We start from the raw sequence: 16,257 nt of genomic DNA, 5'->3' as shown, positions 1-16,257 counted from the left end.
AATCCCCCGATGAATCATGCCATCCGCGTCCATGAGCACGGCGGTCCCGAGAAGCTGGTCTGGGAGGAAGTCCCCCTGCCGGACCCGAAGCCGGGTGAGGTCCTGGTGCGGCACCATGCGGTCGGGCTGAACTACATCGACGTCTACTTCCGCACCGGCCTCTACAAGGCCCCCTCCATGCCCGTCACCATCGGCATGGAAGGCGCCGGCGTGATCGAGGCCGTGGGCGACGGCGTGACCGACCTCAAGACCGGGGACCGCGTGGCCTATGCCGGCGCCCTCGGCGCCTATGCCGAGGCCCGCTGCGCCCCCGCCGACCGCCTGGTGAAGCTGCCCGAGGGGATCGACTTCACCCAGGGCGCCTCGATGATGCTGCAGGGCATGACCGCGCAATTCCTGGTCAAGCGCACCTATGCCATCAAGCGGGGCGATACCGTCCTGGTCCATGCCGCGGCCGGCGGCGTCGGCTCCATCGTCGTGCAATGGGCCAAGCACCTCGGCGCCACCGTCATCGGCGTCGTTTCCACGCCGGAGAAGGCCGCGCTCATCACCGGCCTCGGCGCCGACCACGCGCTGCTGACCAGCGAGAACATCCCCGCCCGGGTGCGCGAGATCACCGGCGGCGCCATGCTGCCCGTGGTCTACGACAGCGTCGGCAAGGATACCTTCGTCACCTCGCTCGACTGCCTCGCCCCGCTCGGGCTGATGATCAGCTACGGCAATGCCTCCGGCCCGGTCACCACCGACCTCGGCGTGCTCGCCGCCAAGGGCTCGCTCTACGTCACCCGCCCGACGCTCAACACCTATACCGCCAAGCGCGCCGACCTGGTCGCCACCGCCAACGACCTCTTCGAGGTGGTGAAGTCCGGCGCGGTGAAGATCAACGTCAACCAGACCTTCGCCCTGAAGGACGCCGCCGAGGGCCACCGCGCGCTCGAGAGCCGCAAGACCACGGGCAGCACCGTCTTCCTGCCGTAGGCCCAGGCCGCCGCCCCGGCCGATGGACCGGCTGCAGCAGCTCTCGGTCTTCCGCCGCGTGGTGGAGACCGGGAACATCACCCGGGCGGCGCGGGACCTGGCGATGAGCCAGCCCAGCGTCTCCCGCATCGTGGGCGAGCTGGAGCAGCGGCTCGGCGTCCCGCTGCTGATTCGCTCGCCGCGCGGCCTGACCGCGACGGAGGCCGGGCAGTCCTTCCACCTCGAGGCCGTCCGCATCCTCGACAGCCTCGAGGAGGCCGAGGCCAATGCCCGCGGCGCCCAATCGGCGCTGCTGGGCCATGTCCGGATCGGCTGCGTCGCGGCCTTCTTCAATGCCGTGGTGCTGCCCTGGCTGCGCGAGTTCCTGCTCGCCAATCCCGGCCTGACGCTCGAGGCCCGGCTCGATGCCAAGCCGCTGGACCTGACCGAGGAGGGGATCGACCTCGCCATCCGCTTCGGCCCCATCCGCCAGCAGTCGCTCATCGCCCGGAAGCTGGGCCGCATCGACTTCGCGCTCTTCGCCTCGCCCGACTACCTGCAGCGCCACGGCACGCCGACCGTGCCCGAGGAGCTTGCCGCGCACGAGTTCTGCCGCCTCTCCAGCGCCGGTACCCAGGGCAGGCTGGTGCTGGACGGGCCCTGCGGCCGTACCGTCCCGGTCGAGACCCATGGCCGCTTCAGCGCCGACAGCGTCGATTCCACCCATCTGGCGGCGCGGGCCGGGCTGGGCATCGCGCTGCTGGCGCCCTGGGCCGTGATGGAGGAGATCGGCAGCGGCAGCCTCGTGCCGGTGCTGCCGGGCTGGCGGGCCGAGCCGCGCGACGTCCATGCGGTCTGGCCCGGTGGCCATATCCTGCCCCGCCGCGTCCGCGCCGTGCTCGACCTGCTGGTCGCCCAGGCCGCCCTGGAGCCCCGCCTCAAGGCCCGTTAGGGCGTGCCCGGCCGGATCAGGTAGCGGTAGCGATAGACCTCCCGCAGCCCGACCCGCCGCTGCAGCGCCAGCGAGGCGGCATTGGTGGTCGCCACCTGGGCCCAGGCCGTGGTCGCGCCGAGCCCGGCCGCCCAGTGCATCGCCGCCCGGATCAGCCGCTCCCCGAGGCCCCGGCGGCGGAATTCCGGCCGGGTCGCCAGGTCGAAGATGCCGCAGTGCCGGCCATCGGCCACGGCGAAAAGACAGGCGGCATCCGCCCCATCCTCCTGCAGCAGCAGCCAGGCGGCCGGCGCCGCGAGCAGCGCGGGGCCCTGCAGCTTCTCCGCCCGCCGTGCCGCGGTCTGGTACTCGGCGGTCGCCACCACGGCCATCCAGGCCGGCTCCGGCCCCGCCAGCACCCGCACCGCCGGATCCGCCACCGGCCGGGCCGGGCCGGCATGGACGATGGTCTCCTCGCCGTCGGCATAGCCGCGCTCCCGCAGCAGGGCTTCCAGCCCCGGCGGGTCGAGCGGCGTCAGCCGGAAGCGGCAGGGCAGGCCCAGGCGGGCGTAGCAGGCCTCAATCCGGGCGACCCGCGCCGGCAGCTCCGGGTCCGGCGCCGGGTCGGTCGAGCAGACCGCATTGGCCCGCCCGGTGCCGCCGAGGAAGGCCTTCAGCACGAAGGGCCCGTCGAAGCCGTGCCGCGGCGCCGGCAGCGCCGTCAGGCAGGCGCGCTCGAGCGCGACGACCTCCGCCAGCATCAGCCGGCCGTCAGGTTCAGCCGGCGGATCAGCGCTTCCTCCCGCGCCACCGTCTCCCGCAGCAGCGTGCCGTAGTCGGCGCTGTTGCGGTATTCGTCGGGCATGTCGTAGCGCGCCAGCACCGCCTTGAACTCCCCGGACCGGGCCGAGGCGGCGAAGGCGTCGTGCAGCACCCGGGTGACGCCCGGGTCCACCCCGGCCGGCGCCACCAGCCCGAAGGGCGTCGTCACCACCATGTCGTAGCCGAGCTCCTTCAGCGTCGGCGCCTGCGGCCAGCGCGCCAGCCGCTCGGCGTTCCAGACGTGCATGAACTGCGCCGCGCCGCCATCCACCAGCGTCGCCAGGCCGGACCCGCCGGCCATGACGTCGATATGCCCGCCGAGCAGGGCCTGGGACCCGTCCGCATCGCCACGGAAGGGCACGTGGATGATGTTGATGCCTTCCTTGGCCGCCAGCTCCGCCATGGTCACGTGCGGCGTGCCGTTCACCCCGGTCGATCCGTAGGAGAGCTCGCCCGGCCGCCGGCGCGCCTCGGCGACGAAATCCGCCCAACCGCCGGGGAAGCGGCCGCCCTTGGCGATGGTGACGTAGCTGTAGCCGGTCACGCAGAGCACCGGGGTGAAGTCCCGCAGGGTGTCGTAGGCCAGCTTCTGCAGCAGCTGCACCCGGATGGCCGAGGCCGGCAGCTGGGTCAGCAGGTAGCCGTCGGGCCGGGCCCGGGCCACCATGGCGGCGCCGAGGGTATTCGCCGCCCCCGGCCGGTTGTCCACCACCACCTGCTGCGAGAGCCGCCGCGCGGCGCCCTCGGCCAGGGCCCTCAGGGTCACGTCCGTGGTGCCGCCGGGGGGAAAGGGGATGATCATCGACACCGGCCGGTTCGGGAAGGCGCCCTGGGCCAGGGCCGGCGCGGCCAGGGTCGTGCCCAGGGATGCGCCCAGGGTCGCGCCCATAGCGGTCCCGAGGATCAGGCGGCGGCTGGCGAAGCGTGGCTCGGACATGGTGGCTCCCTGCATGCCGGCCCACCATGCCGCCACCCGGCCGGGCTGGCCAGGGCCCGGAGTGGAAGGGCCCGGAGCGGCAGGGGCCGGATGGCCGCATCCGCGCCCAAGTTCTGGCAGCCATCACCAGAGGCCCTGCCTTCGCGCTCCCACCGCGCGGCGGATTGTGCCATCATCATCCGACGGGACGCTGGCTGCGCACCCGAGGCCGTACCCCCCTCTCCTCGCGGCCGAGGGCAATCCCCCCCCAAGCCGGCCAGCGTCCCGGGTTCACCCCGCATCCTCGCCCGCCAGCCGCGCCACGGCCCCCCGGTAGGTGGCGTCGAAGGCCGCATCCAGCCGCGGGTTGACCCCCTTCGCCCCCGCCGCCACGCGGCCGGCCCAGCCGACGTATTCCAGCCGCCGGGCATGGTTCCAGCCGGCTGGCGGGCTGGCGACGATGGTCCGCAGGTTGGAGATCTTGTCCGCCAGCTTCACCTGCTTCGCCGCGGCCGAGGCCCCGGCGGCGTGGCGCACCTGCAGGCCCTTGCGGACCTCCTTCGGCAGGGATTTGTCGTCCGAGACCTCGGCGACCACCGCCGCCACCTCCGCCCCGAAGGCCGCCTCCAGCGCGGCCAGGGTCACCGGCACCGGGTCGGCGTCGCTGTCCTCGACCGTGTCGTGCAGCAGCCCGGCGATGACGGCGACCAGCGGGGCGCCGTGCGCCGCCAGGATTTCCGCCACCTCCAGCACGTGGTTCACGTAGGGCTCGGCCGCGGCGCCCTTGCGGCGGTGGGTGGCATGGACGGTCGCGGCGAAATGCGCGGCCCGCAGGGTGCGGGCGAGCGGGGCCTCCTCCTGGTCCATTCGGTCTCCTTGGGGGACGGTGGGGAGCGGACATGGAAAGGGGGGCTTTCGCCCCCCTCGGTACCCTCAGGTATTCATCGCGTCGAAGAAGTCCTGGTTGGTCTTGCTGTACTTCAGCTTGTCCAGCAGGAACTCCATGGAATCCTGGGTGCCCATCGGGTTCAGGATCCGTCGCAGAACCCACATCTTGGCCAGCGTCGGCCGGTCGACCAGCAGTTCCTCCTTGCGGGTGCCCGACTTGGTGATGTCGATCGCCGGGAAGGTGCGCTTGTCGGACAGCTTGCGGTCCAGGATGATCTCGGAGTTGCCGGTGCCCTTGAACTCCTCGAAGATCACCTCGTCCATGCGGCTGCCGGTGTCGATCAGCGCCGTGGCGATGATGGTCAGCGAGCCGCCCTCCTCGATGTTCCGCGCCGCGCCGAAGAAGCGCTTCGGCCGCTGCAGGGCGTTGGCGTCGACGCCGCCGGTCAGGACCTTGCCGCTGCTCGGCACCACCGAGTTGTAGGCGCGGCCGAGGCGGGTGATGCTGTCCAGCAGGATCACCACGTCCCGTTTGTGCTCGACCAGCCGCTTGGCCTTCTCGAGCACCATCTCGGTCACCTGCACGTGCCGCGTCGCCGGCTCGTCGAAGGTGGAGGCGACCACCTCGCCGCGCACGGTGCGGGCCATGTCGGTGACCTCCTCCGGCCGCTCGTCGATCAGCAGCACCATCAGGAAGACTTCCGGGTGGTTGGCGGTGATCGACTTGGCGATGTTCTGCAGCATGACCGTCTTGCCGGTGCGCGGCGGCGCCACGACGAGGGCGCGCTGGCCCATGCCGATCGGCGCGATCAGGTCGATGATGCGGTGGGTGTAGTCCTTGGTCGGGCCCTTGCCGACCGCCTCCGCCTCCGCGTTCTCCATCTTCAGGCGACGGTTCGGATAGAGCGGCGTGAGGTTGTCGAAGTTGATCCGGTGGCGCAGCGCCTCCGGCGGCTCGAAGTTGATGGCGTTCACCTTCAGCAGGGCGAAGTAGCGCTCGCCATCCTTCGGGGCGCGGATCTGGCCCTCGACCGTGTCGCCGGTGCGGAGGCCGAAGCGCCGCACCTGGGCGGGGCTGATGTAGATGTCGTCCGGCCCGGGCAGGAAGTTGGCCTGCGGGCTGCGCAGGAAGCCGAAGCCGTCCGGCAGGATCTCGAGCGTGCCTTCGCCGAAGATCGCCTGGTCGTTTTCCGCCAGCTGCTTGAGGATCGCGAACATCATGTCCTGCTTGCGCAGGCTGGATGCGTTCTCGATCTGCAACTCCTCGGCGAAGGAGAGGAGGTCGGCGGGGCTCTTGGCCTTCAATTCGGATAGATGCATGGCGCGGTGCGTCCGGATGCGAGGGGACAGGACGGTCCCAATGGAGGCCGGGTTTGCGCAGCAGGCTGCGCCTTTCAACCGGCCCTTCCGCCTGCGCCACGAACACGACCCGCAAACGGGCCGGGGCCAGTGGCCGGCGATGTCCCAGGAAGGATAAGGGAGGGAGGCAGCCTAGCGTGAGGCGCTGGCCACCCCGAGAGAGGCGGTGCAACCCTAGGGATCGGACCGCCAGCCGTCAACTTGCCACATGACGGTCTATTGCTTCGCGGTCAATGAAAATCCGCATCTTCCGCCCGGCGGGGTCAGAAGGGCTTCACGATCACCATCACCACGATGACGATCATCAGCAGCGTCGGCACCTCGTTCATCGCCCGCCAGTAGCGCTCGGTGCCCGGCCGGCCATCGGCCAGGAAGCCCTTGCGGGCGCGGGCCAGGTGCATGTGGAAGGCGGTCATCAGCACCACCGACAGCAGCTTCAGGTGCCACCAGCCGCCCTGCCAGTCGACCGCCCCCGGCGTCAGCACCAGGGTCAGCCCCAGCAGCCAGGCGACGATCATGGCCGGGTTCATGATGGCCCGCAGCAGCCGCCGCTCCATCACCTTGAACAGCTCGCTCTCGGCGCCGCCCGCCGCGACCTGGTGGTGATAGACGAAGAGCCGCGGCAGGTAGAACAGCCCCGCCATCCAGGCGATGACCGCGATCAGGTGGAAGGCCTTGGTCCAGGGATAGGCAACCGCCAGGGCATCCAGCGTCACCGCTCAGGTGTCCTGCCCGGCGCAGCTCTCGACCGGGCGGGTGAAGGCGACCCAGCCGTCGCCCTGCTGCAGGCAGCCGTTGACCCAGTCGCCCTCGAAGACCCGGCCCTGGACCGACAGCCGCCCCGGCCCCTGCGGATGCCCGCCCCGCAGCTTGCCCTCGTATTCCAGCCGCAGCCGCGGCAGCGCCATGCGGCCATCGACCAGCCGGTCGTCCTGGAACAGGCCCTCCTCCTCGCTCACCACCTGGTCGCCCTCGGAGATGACGAGCTTGCCGCGGCCCTCGTTCTTGCCGCGGACGAGGTCGCCCAGGTAGTCCATCCGCCGGACCTCGCCGCGGCTGCGCCAGGTGACCAGGGCGCGCCCCGTGCCCTCGCCGGGCCCCTCCGGGCACTTGCCGTTCCAGGCCGCGACGACCTCGGTCGCCCCCGGCTCGATGCCGCCGGCCCAGAGCCAGCAGCCGCTGGCCGGATCCGCCACCCAGCCGGCCCGGCCGCCCGGCTCCATCAGCTCCGCCTCGGGCGGCGCCCCCGGCTTCTCCCCGGCCGCCATCAGCCCCAGCGCCACGACAGCCACCAGCATTCCGCGCCCGACCCGCATGGCCCCGCTCCTCAATCCAGAATCCCCAGCAGGGCCGGCAGCTCCGCCATGGTGGCGAAGGGCACCGCCCCCACCGCGGCCAGCACCCGCGCATCCGTCTCCTGCGCGAAGCCCATCACCCGGCACCCGGCGGCGATCCCGGCCCGGGCCCCGAGCAGGCTGTCCTCGACCACCACGCAGGCCCCGGGCGCCGCGCCGCAGGCCGCCGCCGCCGCCAGGTACATGTCCGGCGCCGGCTTGGGCCGCGGCACGTCCTCGTAGGTGAAGACCCGATCGCCGAAGAAGTTCGCCAGGTCCAGCCGCGCCAGCTTGGCCCGCAATTCGCCCCGGGTGGAATTGGAGGCGACCGCCAGCGGGATGCCCGCCGCCGCCACCGCCCGCAGCACCGCCACCGCGCCGGGGATCGCCTCGACCTCGTCGTGCAGGGCCTGGGCGATCCGGCGCGACAGCGCCTGGCCCCAATCCGCGGGCAGGGTGCCGCAGCGGGCGCGGATCATCGGCATCATGTCCGGCAGGGCCATGCCGAGGAAGGTCTCCCGCGCCTGCGCCGGGGTCAGCGGCCAGCCCCGCGCGGTCAGGTCCAGCGCCACCATGCGGTTCACCAGCCCCTCGCTGTCGGCCAGCACCCCGTCGCAGTCGAACAGCACCGCGTCCGGGCGCGTCACGGGCGGCATCAGGCCATTTCCTTGCTGCGGGCCGGGGCCTTGGCATGCGGGCAGTCGCCGAAGGGCTTCGGGCACTGCCGGCCGCCCGCGAAGCTGCACAGCCGCCGGCTGCCGGCCACGGTCCGCAGCACCAGGTCGCGCAGCGCGGCGATGAAGCCGGGGTCGCTGTTCTGCGCCGGCACCCGGAAATACCCCGGCACGCCCAGGCGTTCGGCTTCCTCGCGGTATTCGACGTCCAGCTCGACCAGGGTCTCCGAATGCTCGGAGACGAAGGCGATCGGGCAGACCAGCACCGCCACCTTGTCGTGCCCGGCCCGCTCGAGCTCGGCCTCGGTGCTCGGCCCGATCCACTTCTGCGGCGTCACCCGCGACTGGTAGCAGACCACGTGGTCCAGCCCGGGGATGGTCAGGGCGCCGACCACCGCGGCCACCGTCTGCTCCACCTGCCACTGATAGGGGTCGCCGCGCTTCACGATGCTCTCGGGCAGGCCATGCGCCGAGAACAGCACCCGCAGCCTCACCTCGGCCGGCAAGGCCGCCCTGGCCCGCCCGTAGGCCGCCTGGACCTCGGCCGCGGTCGCCGCGGCGAAGGCCGGGTCGGAGTGGTAGCAGCAGAGCGTCGTGGTCGGCACCCGCAGCCCGGCCTGGGCCGCGGCCTGGTCCCAGGCCGCCACGCTGCTGCCGGTGGTGGTGGTGGAGTACTGCGGATAGAGCGGCAGCAGCAGCACGCTGTCCGGCTCCCAGGCCTGCACCGCCCGGGCGGCGGCATCGCTCATCGGGTGCCAGTAGCGCATGGCGGTGAAGCAGCGGTACTCGGCCTGGCCCGACTGGTTGAGCGCGGCCTCGAGGTTGCGGCCCTGCTCCTCGGTCAGCTCCAGCAGCGGCGACCGGCCGCCGATGATGGCGTAATTCTCACTGGCCGCCTTGGTCCGCCGCTTGGCGATGAACCTGCCCAGCCAGGGCCGGATGAAGCCGGGCACCCGCAGGATGGCGGGGTCGGTGAACAGGTTCTCCAGGAACGGCCGGACGCTTTCCGGCGCATCCGGCCCCCCGAGGTTGAACAACACCACCGCAACCCGCTGCATCGAAATTCCCTCGGCCCATCGGTACCGCAGATTTGGCCGCGTCGCAGCGGATCAAGCCGTCCTTCGGATGCAGCGGGGGTTAGCCTGTCCGCACCAGCCGCACCAGGGCCGAGACATTGTCGGGGGAGGTCACCTTCTCGATTCCATGCCCCAGGTTGAAGATGAAGGGCCTCCCCCGCATCGCCCCGAGGATCGACCGCGCCTCCGCCTCCAGCGCCGCCCCGCCGGCGACCAGCGACAGCGGGTCGAGGTTGCCCTGCAGCGCCATCCCCTCCGGCACCGCCGAGGCGGCCCAGCGCAGGTCCATGCTGGTGTCGATGGCGCAGCACTGCACCCCGGTCCGCTGGGCGTATTCCGCCAGCATCGGCCCGGCGAGCCGCGGGAAGCCGATGATCGGGATGTCCGGCTGGCGCTTGCGGATCGCCCGCACCAGGGCGGCGGTCGGCTCGATCACCCAGCGGCGGAACTGGCTTGGGGCCAGCAGCCCGGCCCAGCTGTCGAAGAGCATCAGCACCTCGGCCCCGGCCTCGGCCTGGGCCAGCAGGTAGTCGGTGCTGGCCTCGACCAGGGTGCGGATCAGCTTGCCGAACAGCGCGGGATCCTCGTAGGCCATGCCCCGGGCCGCGGCGAAGTCCCGGCTGCCATGGCCCTCCACCATGTAGCAGGCGACGGTGAAGGGGCTGCCGGCGAAGCCGATCAGCGTGGTCTTCGGCGAATCGGCATCGAGCGCCGCCCGCACCAGCCGCACCGTCTCCATGATCGGCGCCGCATTGGCGGCACAGACCGAGGGATCGAGCCGGCCGATCGCCGCCGCGTCCCGCACCGGCTCCAGCACCGGCCCTTCGCCCTCGGCGAAGCGCAGCGGCTGGCCCATGGCCCAGGGCACCATCAGGATGTCGGAGAAGAGGATGGCGCCGTCCATGCCGTAGCGGCGGATCGGCTGCAGGGTCACCTCGGCCGCCATCTCGGGCGCGGTGACGAGGGCGATGAAGCCGCCGGCCTGGGCCCGGACCTCCCGGTACTCCGGCAGGTAGCGCCCGGCCTGGCGCATGAGCCACATCGGCGGCGGCCATACCGCCTCCCCGGCCAGGGCCCGCAGGATCGGTTTCTGAGTCGGATTGGCGGTCTGGCCGGACATGGACGCTCTCCCTCGCGCCTATCCCTCGCAAGAAAACAGGATTCTTGAAAGGTTGTTGTGGCGGTAGGGCCTGTGGATGATGTGGACGCAATTACTCGGGCGTTCGTCCACAGGCTTGTCCACCGCCCTGCTGAGTCGGAGGAGCCGCTGAGTCATGGACCGACTCGGCGCCATCCCCGAGTCACCCGACTCAGCACGGGAATCTCATACCGCCGGTCGGATCGAATTGGACTCAGGCACCCGACTCACAATTCGCGACGCCACGCCTGGAGTTTTCCCGGTTATCCCCCGCGCCTTCACGCTATCCTCACCGAATGTCCCACCGTTCCCTCAACCTTCACCTGGTCTCCGACAGCACGGGCGAGACGCTGAACTCGATCACCCGGGCCACCCTCTCGCGCTTCGAGAACCACCATGTCGTCCACCACCGCTGGAGCCTGATCCGCTCCCGGCTGCAGCTCGACCGGGTGCTGGAGGGCCTCAACCACGAGCCCGGGCCGGTGCTGTTCACCCTGGTGGACCGCAGCCTGCGGCTGGCGCTGGAGGAGACCTGCTCGCGCCTCGGCGTTCCCTGCCTGTCGGTGCTGGATGAGGTGATGGACCTGCTGCAGGGCCAGCTCGGCGCCCGGGCCAAGGAGAAGCGGGCGGCCCAGCACGTGATGGATGCCGACTACTTCCGCCGGATCGATGCGATGCACTACGTGCTGTCGCACGACGACGGCCAGGGCACCGCCGGCATCCACGAGGCCGACGTCTGCCTCGTCGGCGTCTCCCGCTCCAGCAAGACGCCGACCTGCTTCTACCTCGCCAACCGCGGCATCAAGGCGGCCAACGTGCCGATCGTGCCGAAGTCGGAACTGCCGCCGGAGCTCGATGCCCCGCCCTGCCCGGTGGTCGGCCTGACCATCGAGACCAATGCGCTGATCGAGATCCGCCGCCACCGGCTGCGGCTGATCGGCGCCGACGGGGTCCGCCAGGACACCAACGACTACATCGACCATGACAGCGTGAAGGCCGAGATCCTCTCCGCCCGCCGGCTCTGCAACCAGCACGGCTGGCCGGTGATCGACGTCACCCGCCGCAGCATCGAGGAGACGGCGGCGACGGTCCTGCAGCTCATGGAGGCCTGGCACGCCCGGCGCAGCGCGACGCAGGATGCCGATGCGGCGGCCGATGCCGCGGCCCGCGCCGCCCCGGCCGCCGGATGACCCCGCCGCCGATGCTGCAGCAGCCCGCCCCGGCCCTCATCCTCGCCACCGCCAGCAGCGCCCGCCGCGCCGTGCTGGCCGCCGCTGGGCTGCAATTCACCGCCGAGGCCGCCGCGGTGGACGAGGCCGAGATCAAGGAGAGCGCCCGGGCCGAGGGCCTGCCCGCCGCCGAGGCGGCCATGCTGCTGGCCGAGGCCAAGGCCCGGCGCATCGCCCGCCGCCACCCGGAGGCCCTGGTGATCGGCGCCGACCAGATGCTGGTCTGCGAGGCGCGCTGGTACGACAAGCCGCCGGACCTGGCCGCCGCCCGCCTCCAGCTCCTGGCCCTGCGGGGCAAGCCGCATGAGCTGGTCACGGCCATGGTCTGCTGGCGGCACGGCCAGCGCGTCTGGCAGCACCTCGCGCGGCCGCGGCTGGTGATGCGGGACTTCTCCGAAGCCTTCCTCGACGCCTATCTGGCGGCGGAGGGCGAGGCGGTCCTCGGCTCGGTCGGCGCCTACCGGCTGGAGGGGCTCGGGGTGCAGCTCTTCGCGGCGGTGGAGGGCGAGCACAGCGCCATCCTCGGCCTGCCGCTGGTGCCGCTGCTGGGCTTCCTGCGCGGCCACGGGGTGCTGCTGGCCTGAGCCCTGCCGGCCCGGCCCGTTTCAGGACAGCAGGCGGCGGTTCTCCTCCCGCGCCAGCCGTGCCAGCAGCACCAGCGCCGCATCGTAGTAGAGCGGCGCCGTCCGCAGCGCGGGCAGGGGCGTGGCCAGGTCATCCCCCAGCACCACCCCCATGGCCAGCCGCGCCACCGCCAGCACCCCGGCCGAGGCCGGGTAGGGCGCGGCCTCGTCGGTCCGCAGATCCACCCAGGCCGGGATGCGGGCATGCGCCGGGTCGAACCAGAATTGCACCGCCGCCCGCAGCGCCGGCTCCCGCGCCAGCCCGGCCCAGGCCAGGTGCAGCGGCACCCGCACCGCATCCCAGGAGAAGCGCGGCGGCCAATCGGTGGAGAGGCCGGGCCGGCCGGGCGCATCGGTGAGGTCGATCCAGTCCGCCGGCAGCCGCCAATGGCCGAACCGCGCCAGGGCCAGCAGCTCCAGCCCGTCCCGCTCGAGCTGCCGCCAGAGCGAGTTCGGCATCACCCCCGCCAGGGCCCGTATTGCCCGGAAGCCGTAGTAGGAGGGGTTGAGATGCACCCGGCCCGGATGGCGGAAGCCACGGGCACCGGGCAGCAGGTAGGCCCGGCCGTCCAGGACCACCACGCAGTGCCGCAGGATGTCGCGCGCGATCCCGGCCGCCAGGGCGCGATGCTCCGCCACCCCCCAGCGCGCCGCCGCCCGCAGCAGCGCCCAGGCCATGACGAGGTCGCCGTCCGTGGCGTTGTTGGGGTCTTCCGCGGCGGCGTCGTGGCCGGGGCGGAAGCGCCAGCGATGCAGCAGGCTGCCGGGCAGGCCGAGCTGGCCGCGGGTCCAGGCCAGGATGCGCTCGAAGCCCGCCCTGTCGTCCGCGGCCTCGGCGAAGAGCAGGCCGTAGCTCTGGCCCTCGGAGTGGGAGATGCCGCCGTTGCCGTTGTCGACGACCCGCCCCTCAGGCCCGACATGGCGGTCCTGGAAGGACCGCCACTCCGTGGCGAAGTCCCACGGGCCGGCGAAGCCGAGGCCCACCGCCCCCGCCGCCACGCCGCTGCCGGCCAGCAGCACCATGCGCCGCCTCTTCCATCGGGGAGGGGCCTCACGCCCGCCTGTCATGCACCAACCCCCAGTCGTTGCCGGGGTGCATTTCAACCCAGAAGGGTATAGCTTCCCCTAACCGCCCGGCGGCAACACGGTGTCCAGCGTGCGGCTCAGGGCGGCGATGGCCTCCGGCGGCAGCCGCCGGATCTCCTGCGCCAGCCGGTTGGCCAGGGCCGTCGCCTCCGGGCTCAGCCCCGCGGTGTCCAGCACCACCCGGGGGTGCGAGACCCGGGCGAGCCGCACCATCTCCTCCGCATCGTCCCAGATCAGGCCGAAATACTCGTTCACCTGATGGATCAGCCCCGGCGAGGGCCGGCCGCGGTGGCCATGCTCCAGCGCCGAGAGATAGGCCGGCGAGACATGCAGCGCCGCCGCCAGCCCGGCCTGGCTGACCCCGTGGGCCTCCCGCAGCTGCCGCAGCCTTGTGCCGAAGGGGGTCATCCGCGCTTGCGCAGCAGCAGGTGCACCGCGCCCGGGTTGCTCGCATGCGGATGCGCCGCGCCGAGCACCAGCGGCCGCAGGTCGGCCATGTTCAGCCAGAAGGGCAGCTCCCGCCGCAGCACGCCGCCCTCGAGCGTCGAGCCCTTGCCGGTGACGATGGCCACGCAGCGGCAGCCATCCGCCTGCGCCTCGTGCAGGAAGCGCCGCACCGCGCCATGCGCCTCATGCGCCCGCCGGCCATGCAGGTCGAGCGTCCGCTCCGGCTTGGTGCGGCCGCGCCGCAGCTCCTTCCAGCGCTTGCCGTCGATGCCGGGCGGCGGCGCCCCGACCTGGATCTCCGACGGCCGGCGTAGCGGCAGCAGGGCGGGCTTCGGCGGTGCCACGGCCGGCGAGGGCGCGGCGGCGGGGATTGCCGCGGGCTCGGCCGGCGGCGGCGCCAGGGCCTTGCCCGGCATCGGCGCCACCTGGGCATGCGCGGTCCAGGCCTGCCACAGCAGCTTGTCGACCTCCGTCAGCCCCCGCCGGGGCCGCTTCGGCGGCGGCACCAGGCGCATGGCCATCGCCGGCGGTCAGTCCCCGGGCGCGGGCGGGCCGCCCGGCACGGCGACCGGCGGCGGCACCGCGACGTCGCCCATCGGCAGCGCCGCCGGGTCGTCGTCCACCAGGATCACGTGCAGCCGCCGCGGCCCATGCGCGCCGAGCTCCAGCGTCTGCTCGATGTCGGCCGAGCGCGACGGGCCGGTGACGAACATGATGTTGCGCGGCATGAAGCCGCCGCTGCGCGCGTCCCGGCTCTCGGCCCGCAGCAGGTCCCAGGCCTCCTCATAGGCGCCGACGACGCGGCTGGCGCGCAGCACCACCACCTCGGTCTCGACCAGCAGGTTCAGGGTGGTGGGCCGCTCGGGCGCCGAGGGCAGCATCAGGGTCCCGGTCTCGGCCACCGCGGCATAGCCGTGCTGCAGGCTGACCTGGTCGGTCGCCTCCGCCCGCCGCTGCTCGAAGGCCAGCAGCGGCCGGTCTGCCCAGGGCACCGCCGTCAACTCCGGATGCGGCGCCATGACGAAGCGGGAGGGCAGGTTCTGCGCCGCGAGGTACTCGCCCATCGCCGCCGGGATGGCGGCATGGTCCGGCACCCGCTCGACCGTGCCGAATTCCTTCTCCACGTTGCGGATGAAGAGCGCGACCTGCTCCGGCCGCGGCAGCCGGGACCGGGCGGGGATCAGGTGGCGCGGATGGGTCGCCAGCCGCCCGGCCAGCATCGCCTGCTGGTCCGCCGGCAGCGGGCCGCGCTTCAGGCCGCGCCGGATGGCGCCGAGGATCGCGTCTTTGGTCATGCCCTGGACCTATACCCTGGGGCGGCGCGGCGGAAGCGCCTCACCGCCGCCGCCGGGTCTTGGCGTATTGCGCCATGAAGGTGCCGCCCTCCGGCACCGGCAGGTCGCGGCCCGCGGTCCAGCCGCCGGCCAGCGGCAGCGAGGTGAAGGCCCCCTTGCCGCGGCCGAGCAGGCCGAGCACCCCCGTCGCCGCCCGCGTCGCCAGCCGGTACAGCCCCGGCCGCTTGGCGAACCAGGCCCAGAGGGCGAGGTTGCTCCGCGCCGCCGCCGGCGTCAGGTGGCGCTCGAATTCCCGCTCCCGCCAGTGCCGCATCATCTTCGGCAGCGGGATCTTCACCGGGCAGACCGCCTCGCAGCGGCCGCAGAAGGTGCTGGCATTCGGCAGCATGCCGGTCTTGTCGATGCCGACCAGGGAGGGCGTCAGCACGCTCCCCATCGGCCCCGGATAGACCCAGCCATAGGCATGCCCGCCGACCGCGCCATAGACCGGGCAATGGTTCATGCAGGCGGCGCAGCGGATGCAGCGCAGCATCTCCTGGAACTCGGTGCCGATCATGTTGGACCGGCCGCTGTCGACCAGCACCACATGGTACTCCTCCGGCCCGTCGAGGTCCGCCTCGCGCCGCGCCGCGGTGCTGAAGGTGGTGTAGACCGAGAAGTCCTGGCCGGTGGCCGAGCGCGCCAGCAGCCGCAGCAGGCTGGTCGCGTCCTCGAGCGTCGGCACCACCTTCTCGATGCTGGCGAGGGCGATATGCACCCGCGGCAGGGTCTGGGTCAGGTCGCCGTTGCCCTCGTTGGTGACGATGACGCTGCTGCCGGTCTCGGCGATGAGGAAATTGGCGCCGGTGATGCCGACATCGGCCGCGAGGAAGCGGTCCCGCAGCCGGGTCCGCGCCTCGGCCAGGATGTCCCGGCGCTCGTGGAAGACGCGGTCGGCCGGCAGGTCGGTGTGCAGGCGGCGGAAGTCGGCCTCCCAATCCTCCCGGTTCAGGTGGAAGGCCGGGGCGATGATATGGCTCGGCGCCTCCCCCCGGAGCTGGAGGATGTATTCGCCGAGGTCGGTCTCGACCGGCTGGATGCCATGGGCCTCGAGGTGGTGGTTGATCCCGAGTTCCTCGGAGATCATCGACTTGCCCTTGGTGACCGTCTTCGCCCCGGCCGCCTTGCAGATCTTGAGCACCACCGCCCGCGCGTCGTCGGCGCTCGAGCACCAGTGCACCTTGCCGCCGGCGGCCAGCACTTTCTGCTCGAAGGCCTCGAGGTAGAAATCGAGGTTGGCCAGCGTATGGTTCTTGATGTCGCGGCCGATGTCCCGCAGCCGCTCGAATTCGGGCAGGTTGGCGACGGCCGCGGCGCGGCGTTGCAGGAAGGCGCCCTTGGCGGTGCCGAGCGCCTTCTGCAGCCCCGGGTTCGCCAGGGCGCGGGCGGAATTCTCCTTGAAGGCGGGGGACGTCACGTGCACGGGGCGAAGCTCCTGTATCC

The 16,257-nt window shown here is 72.3% G+C and carries 18 protein-coding genes; 4 read left to right on the top strand and 14 right to left on the bottom strand.

Annotated features, from left to right (window positions below; translation table 11 throughout):
• The first annotated feature begins 9 nt into the window (after nucleotides 1-9).
• Complete coding sequence (locus QWZ14_RS14845) at nucleotides 10-978, top strand: quinone oxidoreductase family protein (protein WP_290317497.1); 969 nt, start codon at nucleotides 10-12, stop codon at nucleotides 976-978.
• Nucleotides 979-1,000: 22 nt separating this feature from the next.
• Nucleotides 1,001-1,909 (top strand): LysR family transcriptional regulator, encoded by a 909-nt coding sequence (locus QWZ14_RS14840; RefSeq protein ID WP_290317495.1) that lies wholly within the window; start codon nucleotides 1,001-1,003, stop codon nucleotides 1,907-1,909.
• On the opposite strand, the gene QWZ14_RS14835 is transcribed toward QWZ14_RS14840, so the two are convergent.
• The 9 genes from QWZ14_RS14835 to hemE all read right to left on the bottom strand — a co-directional run bounded on the left by QWZ14_RS14835 (nucleotide 1,906) and on the right by hemE (nucleotide 10,077).
• A complete protein-coding gene (locus tag QWZ14_RS14835) occupies nucleotides 1,906-2,649 on the bottom strand; it encodes a GNAT family N-acetyltransferase (RefSeq protein WP_290317494.1) in 744 nt (247 codons plus the stop codon). The genes QWZ14_RS14840 and QWZ14_RS14835 overlap by 4 nt on opposite strands.
• On the bottom strand, nucleotides 2,649-3,647 hold the full coding sequence (locus QWZ14_RS14830; RefSeq protein ID WP_290317492.1) for a Bug family tripartite tricarboxylate transporter substrate binding protein: 999 nt from the start codon (nucleotides 3,645-3,647) through the stop codon (nucleotides 2,649-2,651). Before QWZ14_RS14830 ends, QWZ14_RS14835 begins: the two co-directional genes overlap by 1 nt.
• Nucleotides 3,648-3,917: 270 nt before the next feature.
• On the bottom strand, nucleotides 3,918-4,493 hold the full coding sequence (locus QWZ14_RS14825; protein ID WP_290317491.1) for an HD domain-containing protein: 576 nt from the start codon (nucleotides 4,491-4,493) through the stop codon (nucleotides 3,918-3,920).
• A 66-nt stretch (nucleotides 4,494-4,559) separates the two neighbouring features.
• Entirely contained in the window at nucleotides 4,560-5,834 is a 1,275-nt protein-coding gene (rho, locus tag QWZ14_RS14820; protein WP_290317490.1) for a transcription termination factor Rho, read from the bottom strand.
• Between the two features lie 302 nt (nucleotides 5,835-6,136).
• Entirely contained in the window at nucleotides 6,137-6,589 is a 453-nt protein-coding gene (gene hemJ, locus QWZ14_RS14815) for a protoporphyrinogen oxidase HemJ (RefSeq protein ID WP_290317489.1), read from the bottom strand.
• Nucleotides 6,590-6,592: 3 nt separating this feature from the next.
• Entirely contained in the window at nucleotides 6,593-7,189 is a 597-nt protein-coding gene (locus tag QWZ14_RS14810) for an MORN repeat-containing protein (RefSeq protein WP_290317488.1), read from the bottom strand.
• Nucleotides 7,190-7,200: 11 nt separating this feature from the next.
• A complete protein-coding gene (locus tag QWZ14_RS14805; RefSeq protein WP_290317487.1) occupies nucleotides 7,201-7,863 on the bottom strand; it encodes an HAD family hydrolase in 663 nt (220 codons plus the stop codon).
• A complete protein-coding gene (gene hemH, locus QWZ14_RS14800) occupies nucleotides 7,863-8,939 on the bottom strand; it encodes a ferrochelatase (RefSeq protein WP_290317486.1) in 1,077 nt (358 codons plus the stop codon). The genes QWZ14_RS14805 and hemH overlap by 1 nt, the downstream gene beginning before the upstream one ends.
• Nucleotides 8,940-9,018: 79 nt before the next feature.
• Complete coding sequence (gene hemE, locus QWZ14_RS14795; RefSeq protein ID WP_290317485.1) at nucleotides 9,019-10,077, bottom strand: uroporphyrinogen decarboxylase; 1,059 nt, start codon at nucleotides 10,075-10,077, stop codon at nucleotides 9,019-9,021.
• A 314-nt stretch (nucleotides 10,078-10,391) separates the two neighbouring features.
• On the opposite strand from hemE, the gene QWZ14_RS14790 reads away from it, so the two are divergent.
• Nucleotides 10,392-11,285, top strand: coding sequence for a pyruvate, water dikinase regulatory protein (locus QWZ14_RS14790; protein WP_290317484.1), 894 nt, complete (start codon nucleotides 10,392-10,394; stop codon nucleotides 11,283-11,285).
• A gap of 11 nt (nucleotides 11,286-11,296) precedes the next feature.
• A complete protein-coding gene (locus QWZ14_RS14785) occupies nucleotides 11,297-11,908 on the top strand; it encodes a Maf family protein (protein ID WP_290317483.1) in 612 nt (203 codons plus the stop codon).
• A gap of 21 nt (nucleotides 11,909-11,929) precedes the next feature.
• Here QWZ14_RS14785 and QWZ14_RS14780 read toward each other — a convergent pair whose 3' ends face one another.
• The 5 genes from QWZ14_RS14780 to QWZ14_RS14760 form a co-directional block, all read right to left on the bottom strand.
• Nucleotides 11,930-12,970, bottom strand: coding sequence for a glycosyl hydrolase family 8 (locus QWZ14_RS14780; protein WP_290317482.1), 1,041 nt, complete (start codon nucleotides 12,968-12,970; stop codon nucleotides 11,930-11,932).
• Nucleotides 12,971-13,072: 102 nt separating this feature from the next.
• Nucleotides 13,073-13,441 carry a helix-turn-helix domain-containing protein gene (locus tag QWZ14_RS14775; RefSeq protein ID WP_290317481.1) on the bottom strand — a complete coding sequence of 123 codons (369 nt, stop codon included), beginning with the start codon at nucleotides 13,439-13,441 and terminating at the stop codon, nucleotides 13,073-13,075.
• Nucleotides 13,438-14,001 (bottom strand): Smr/MutS family protein, encoded by a 564-nt coding sequence (locus QWZ14_RS14770; RefSeq protein ID WP_290317480.1) that lies wholly within the window; start codon nucleotides 13,999-14,001, stop codon nucleotides 13,438-13,440. Before QWZ14_RS14770 ends, QWZ14_RS14775 begins: the two co-directional genes overlap by 4 nt.
• A 9-nt stretch (nucleotides 14,002-14,010) precedes the next feature.
• The gene (locus tag QWZ14_RS14765) at nucleotides 14,011-14,775 is read right to left on the bottom strand and encodes a LutC/YkgG family protein (protein ID WP_290317479.1); all 765 of its coding nucleotides are present in this window, start codon (nucleotides 14,773-14,775) and stop codon (nucleotides 14,011-14,013) included.
• A 40-nt stretch (nucleotides 14,776-14,815) separates the two neighbouring features.
• Nucleotides 14,816-16,237 carry a LutB/LldF family L-lactate oxidation iron-sulfur protein gene (locus QWZ14_RS14760; protein WP_290317478.1) on the bottom strand — a complete coding sequence of 474 codons (1,422 nt, stop codon included), beginning with the start codon at nucleotides 16,235-16,237 and terminating at the stop codon, nucleotides 14,816-14,818.
• Between the last annotated feature and the right edge of the window lie 20 nt (nucleotides 16,238-16,257).

The organism is Paeniroseomonas aquatica (genome assembly GCF_030409335.1).
Lineage (GTDB): Bacteria > Pseudomonadota > Alphaproteobacteria > Acetobacterales > Acetobacteraceae > Belnapia > Belnapia aquatica.
Note: the sequence above shows the minus strand (reverse complement) of the source record. Positions and strands in the feature narration are given on the sequence as shown.

What these genes read in the sequence shown, in the direction of transcription:
- QWZ14_RS14845 (WP_290317497.1), top strand. Translation starts at nt 10, where the DNA reads ATGAATCATGCCATCCGCGTCCATGAGCACGGCGGTCCCGAGAAGCTG.
- QWZ14_RS14840 (WP_290317495.1), top strand. Translation starts at nt 1,001, where the DNA reads ATGGACCGGCTGCAGCAGCTCTCGGTCTTCCGCCGCGTGGTGGAGACC.
- QWZ14_RS14835 (WP_290317494.1), bottom strand. Translation starts at nt 2,649, where the DNA reads ATGCTGGCGGAGGTCGTCGCGCTCGAGCGCGCCTGCCTGACGGCGCTG.
- QWZ14_RS14830 (WP_290317492.1), bottom strand. Translation starts at nt 3,647, where the DNA reads ATGTCCGAGCCACGCTTCGCCAGCCGCCGCCTGATCCTCGGGACCGCT.
- QWZ14_RS14825 (WP_290317491.1), bottom strand. Translation starts at nt 4,493, where the DNA reads ATGGACCAGGAGGAGGCCCCGCTCGCCCGCACCCTGCGGGCCGCGCAT.
- rho (WP_290317490.1), bottom strand. Translation starts at nt 5,834, where the DNA reads ATGCATCTATCCGAATTGAAGGCCAAGAGCCCCGCCGACCTCCTCTCC.
- QWZ14_RS14810 (WP_290317488.1), bottom strand. Translation starts at nt 7,189, where the DNA reads ATGCGGGTCGGGCGCGGAATGCTGGTGGCTGTCGTGGCGCTGGGGCTG.
- QWZ14_RS14805 (WP_290317487.1), bottom strand. Translation starts at nt 7,863, where the DNA reads ATGCCGCCCGTGACGCGCCCGGACGCGGTGCTGTTCGACTGCGACGGG.
- hemH (WP_290317486.1), bottom strand. Translation starts at nt 8,939, where the DNA reads ATGCAGCGGGTTGCGGTGGTGTTGTTCAACCTCGGGGGGCCGGATGCG.
- hemE (WP_290317485.1), bottom strand. Translation starts at nt 10,077, where the DNA reads ATGTCCGGCCAGACCGCCAATCCGACTCAGAAACCGATCCTGCGGGCC.
- QWZ14_RS14790 (WP_290317484.1), top strand. Translation starts at nt 10,392, where the DNA reads ATGTCCCACCGTTCCCTCAACCTTCACCTGGTCTCCGACAGCACGGGC.
- QWZ14_RS14785 (WP_290317483.1), top strand. Translation starts at nt 11,297, where the DNA reads ATGCTGCAGCAGCCCGCCCCGGCCCTCATCCTCGCCACCGCCAGCAGC.
- QWZ14_RS14780 (WP_290317482.1), bottom strand. Translation starts at nt 12,970, where the DNA reads ATGGTGCTGCTGGCCGGCAGCGGCGTGGCGGCGGGGGCGGTGGGCCTC.
- QWZ14_RS14775 (WP_290317481.1), bottom strand. Translation starts at nt 13,441, where the DNA reads ATGACCCCCTTCGGCACAAGGCTGCGGCAGCTGCGGGAGGCCCACGGG.
- QWZ14_RS14770 (WP_290317480.1), bottom strand. Translation starts at nt 14,001, where the DNA reads ATGGCCATGCGCCTGGTGCCGCCGCCGAAGCGGCCCCGGCGGGGGCTG.
- QWZ14_RS14765 (WP_290317479.1), bottom strand. Translation starts at nt 14,775, where the DNA reads ATGACCAAAGACGCGATCCTCGGCGCCATCCGGCGCGGCCTGAAGCGC.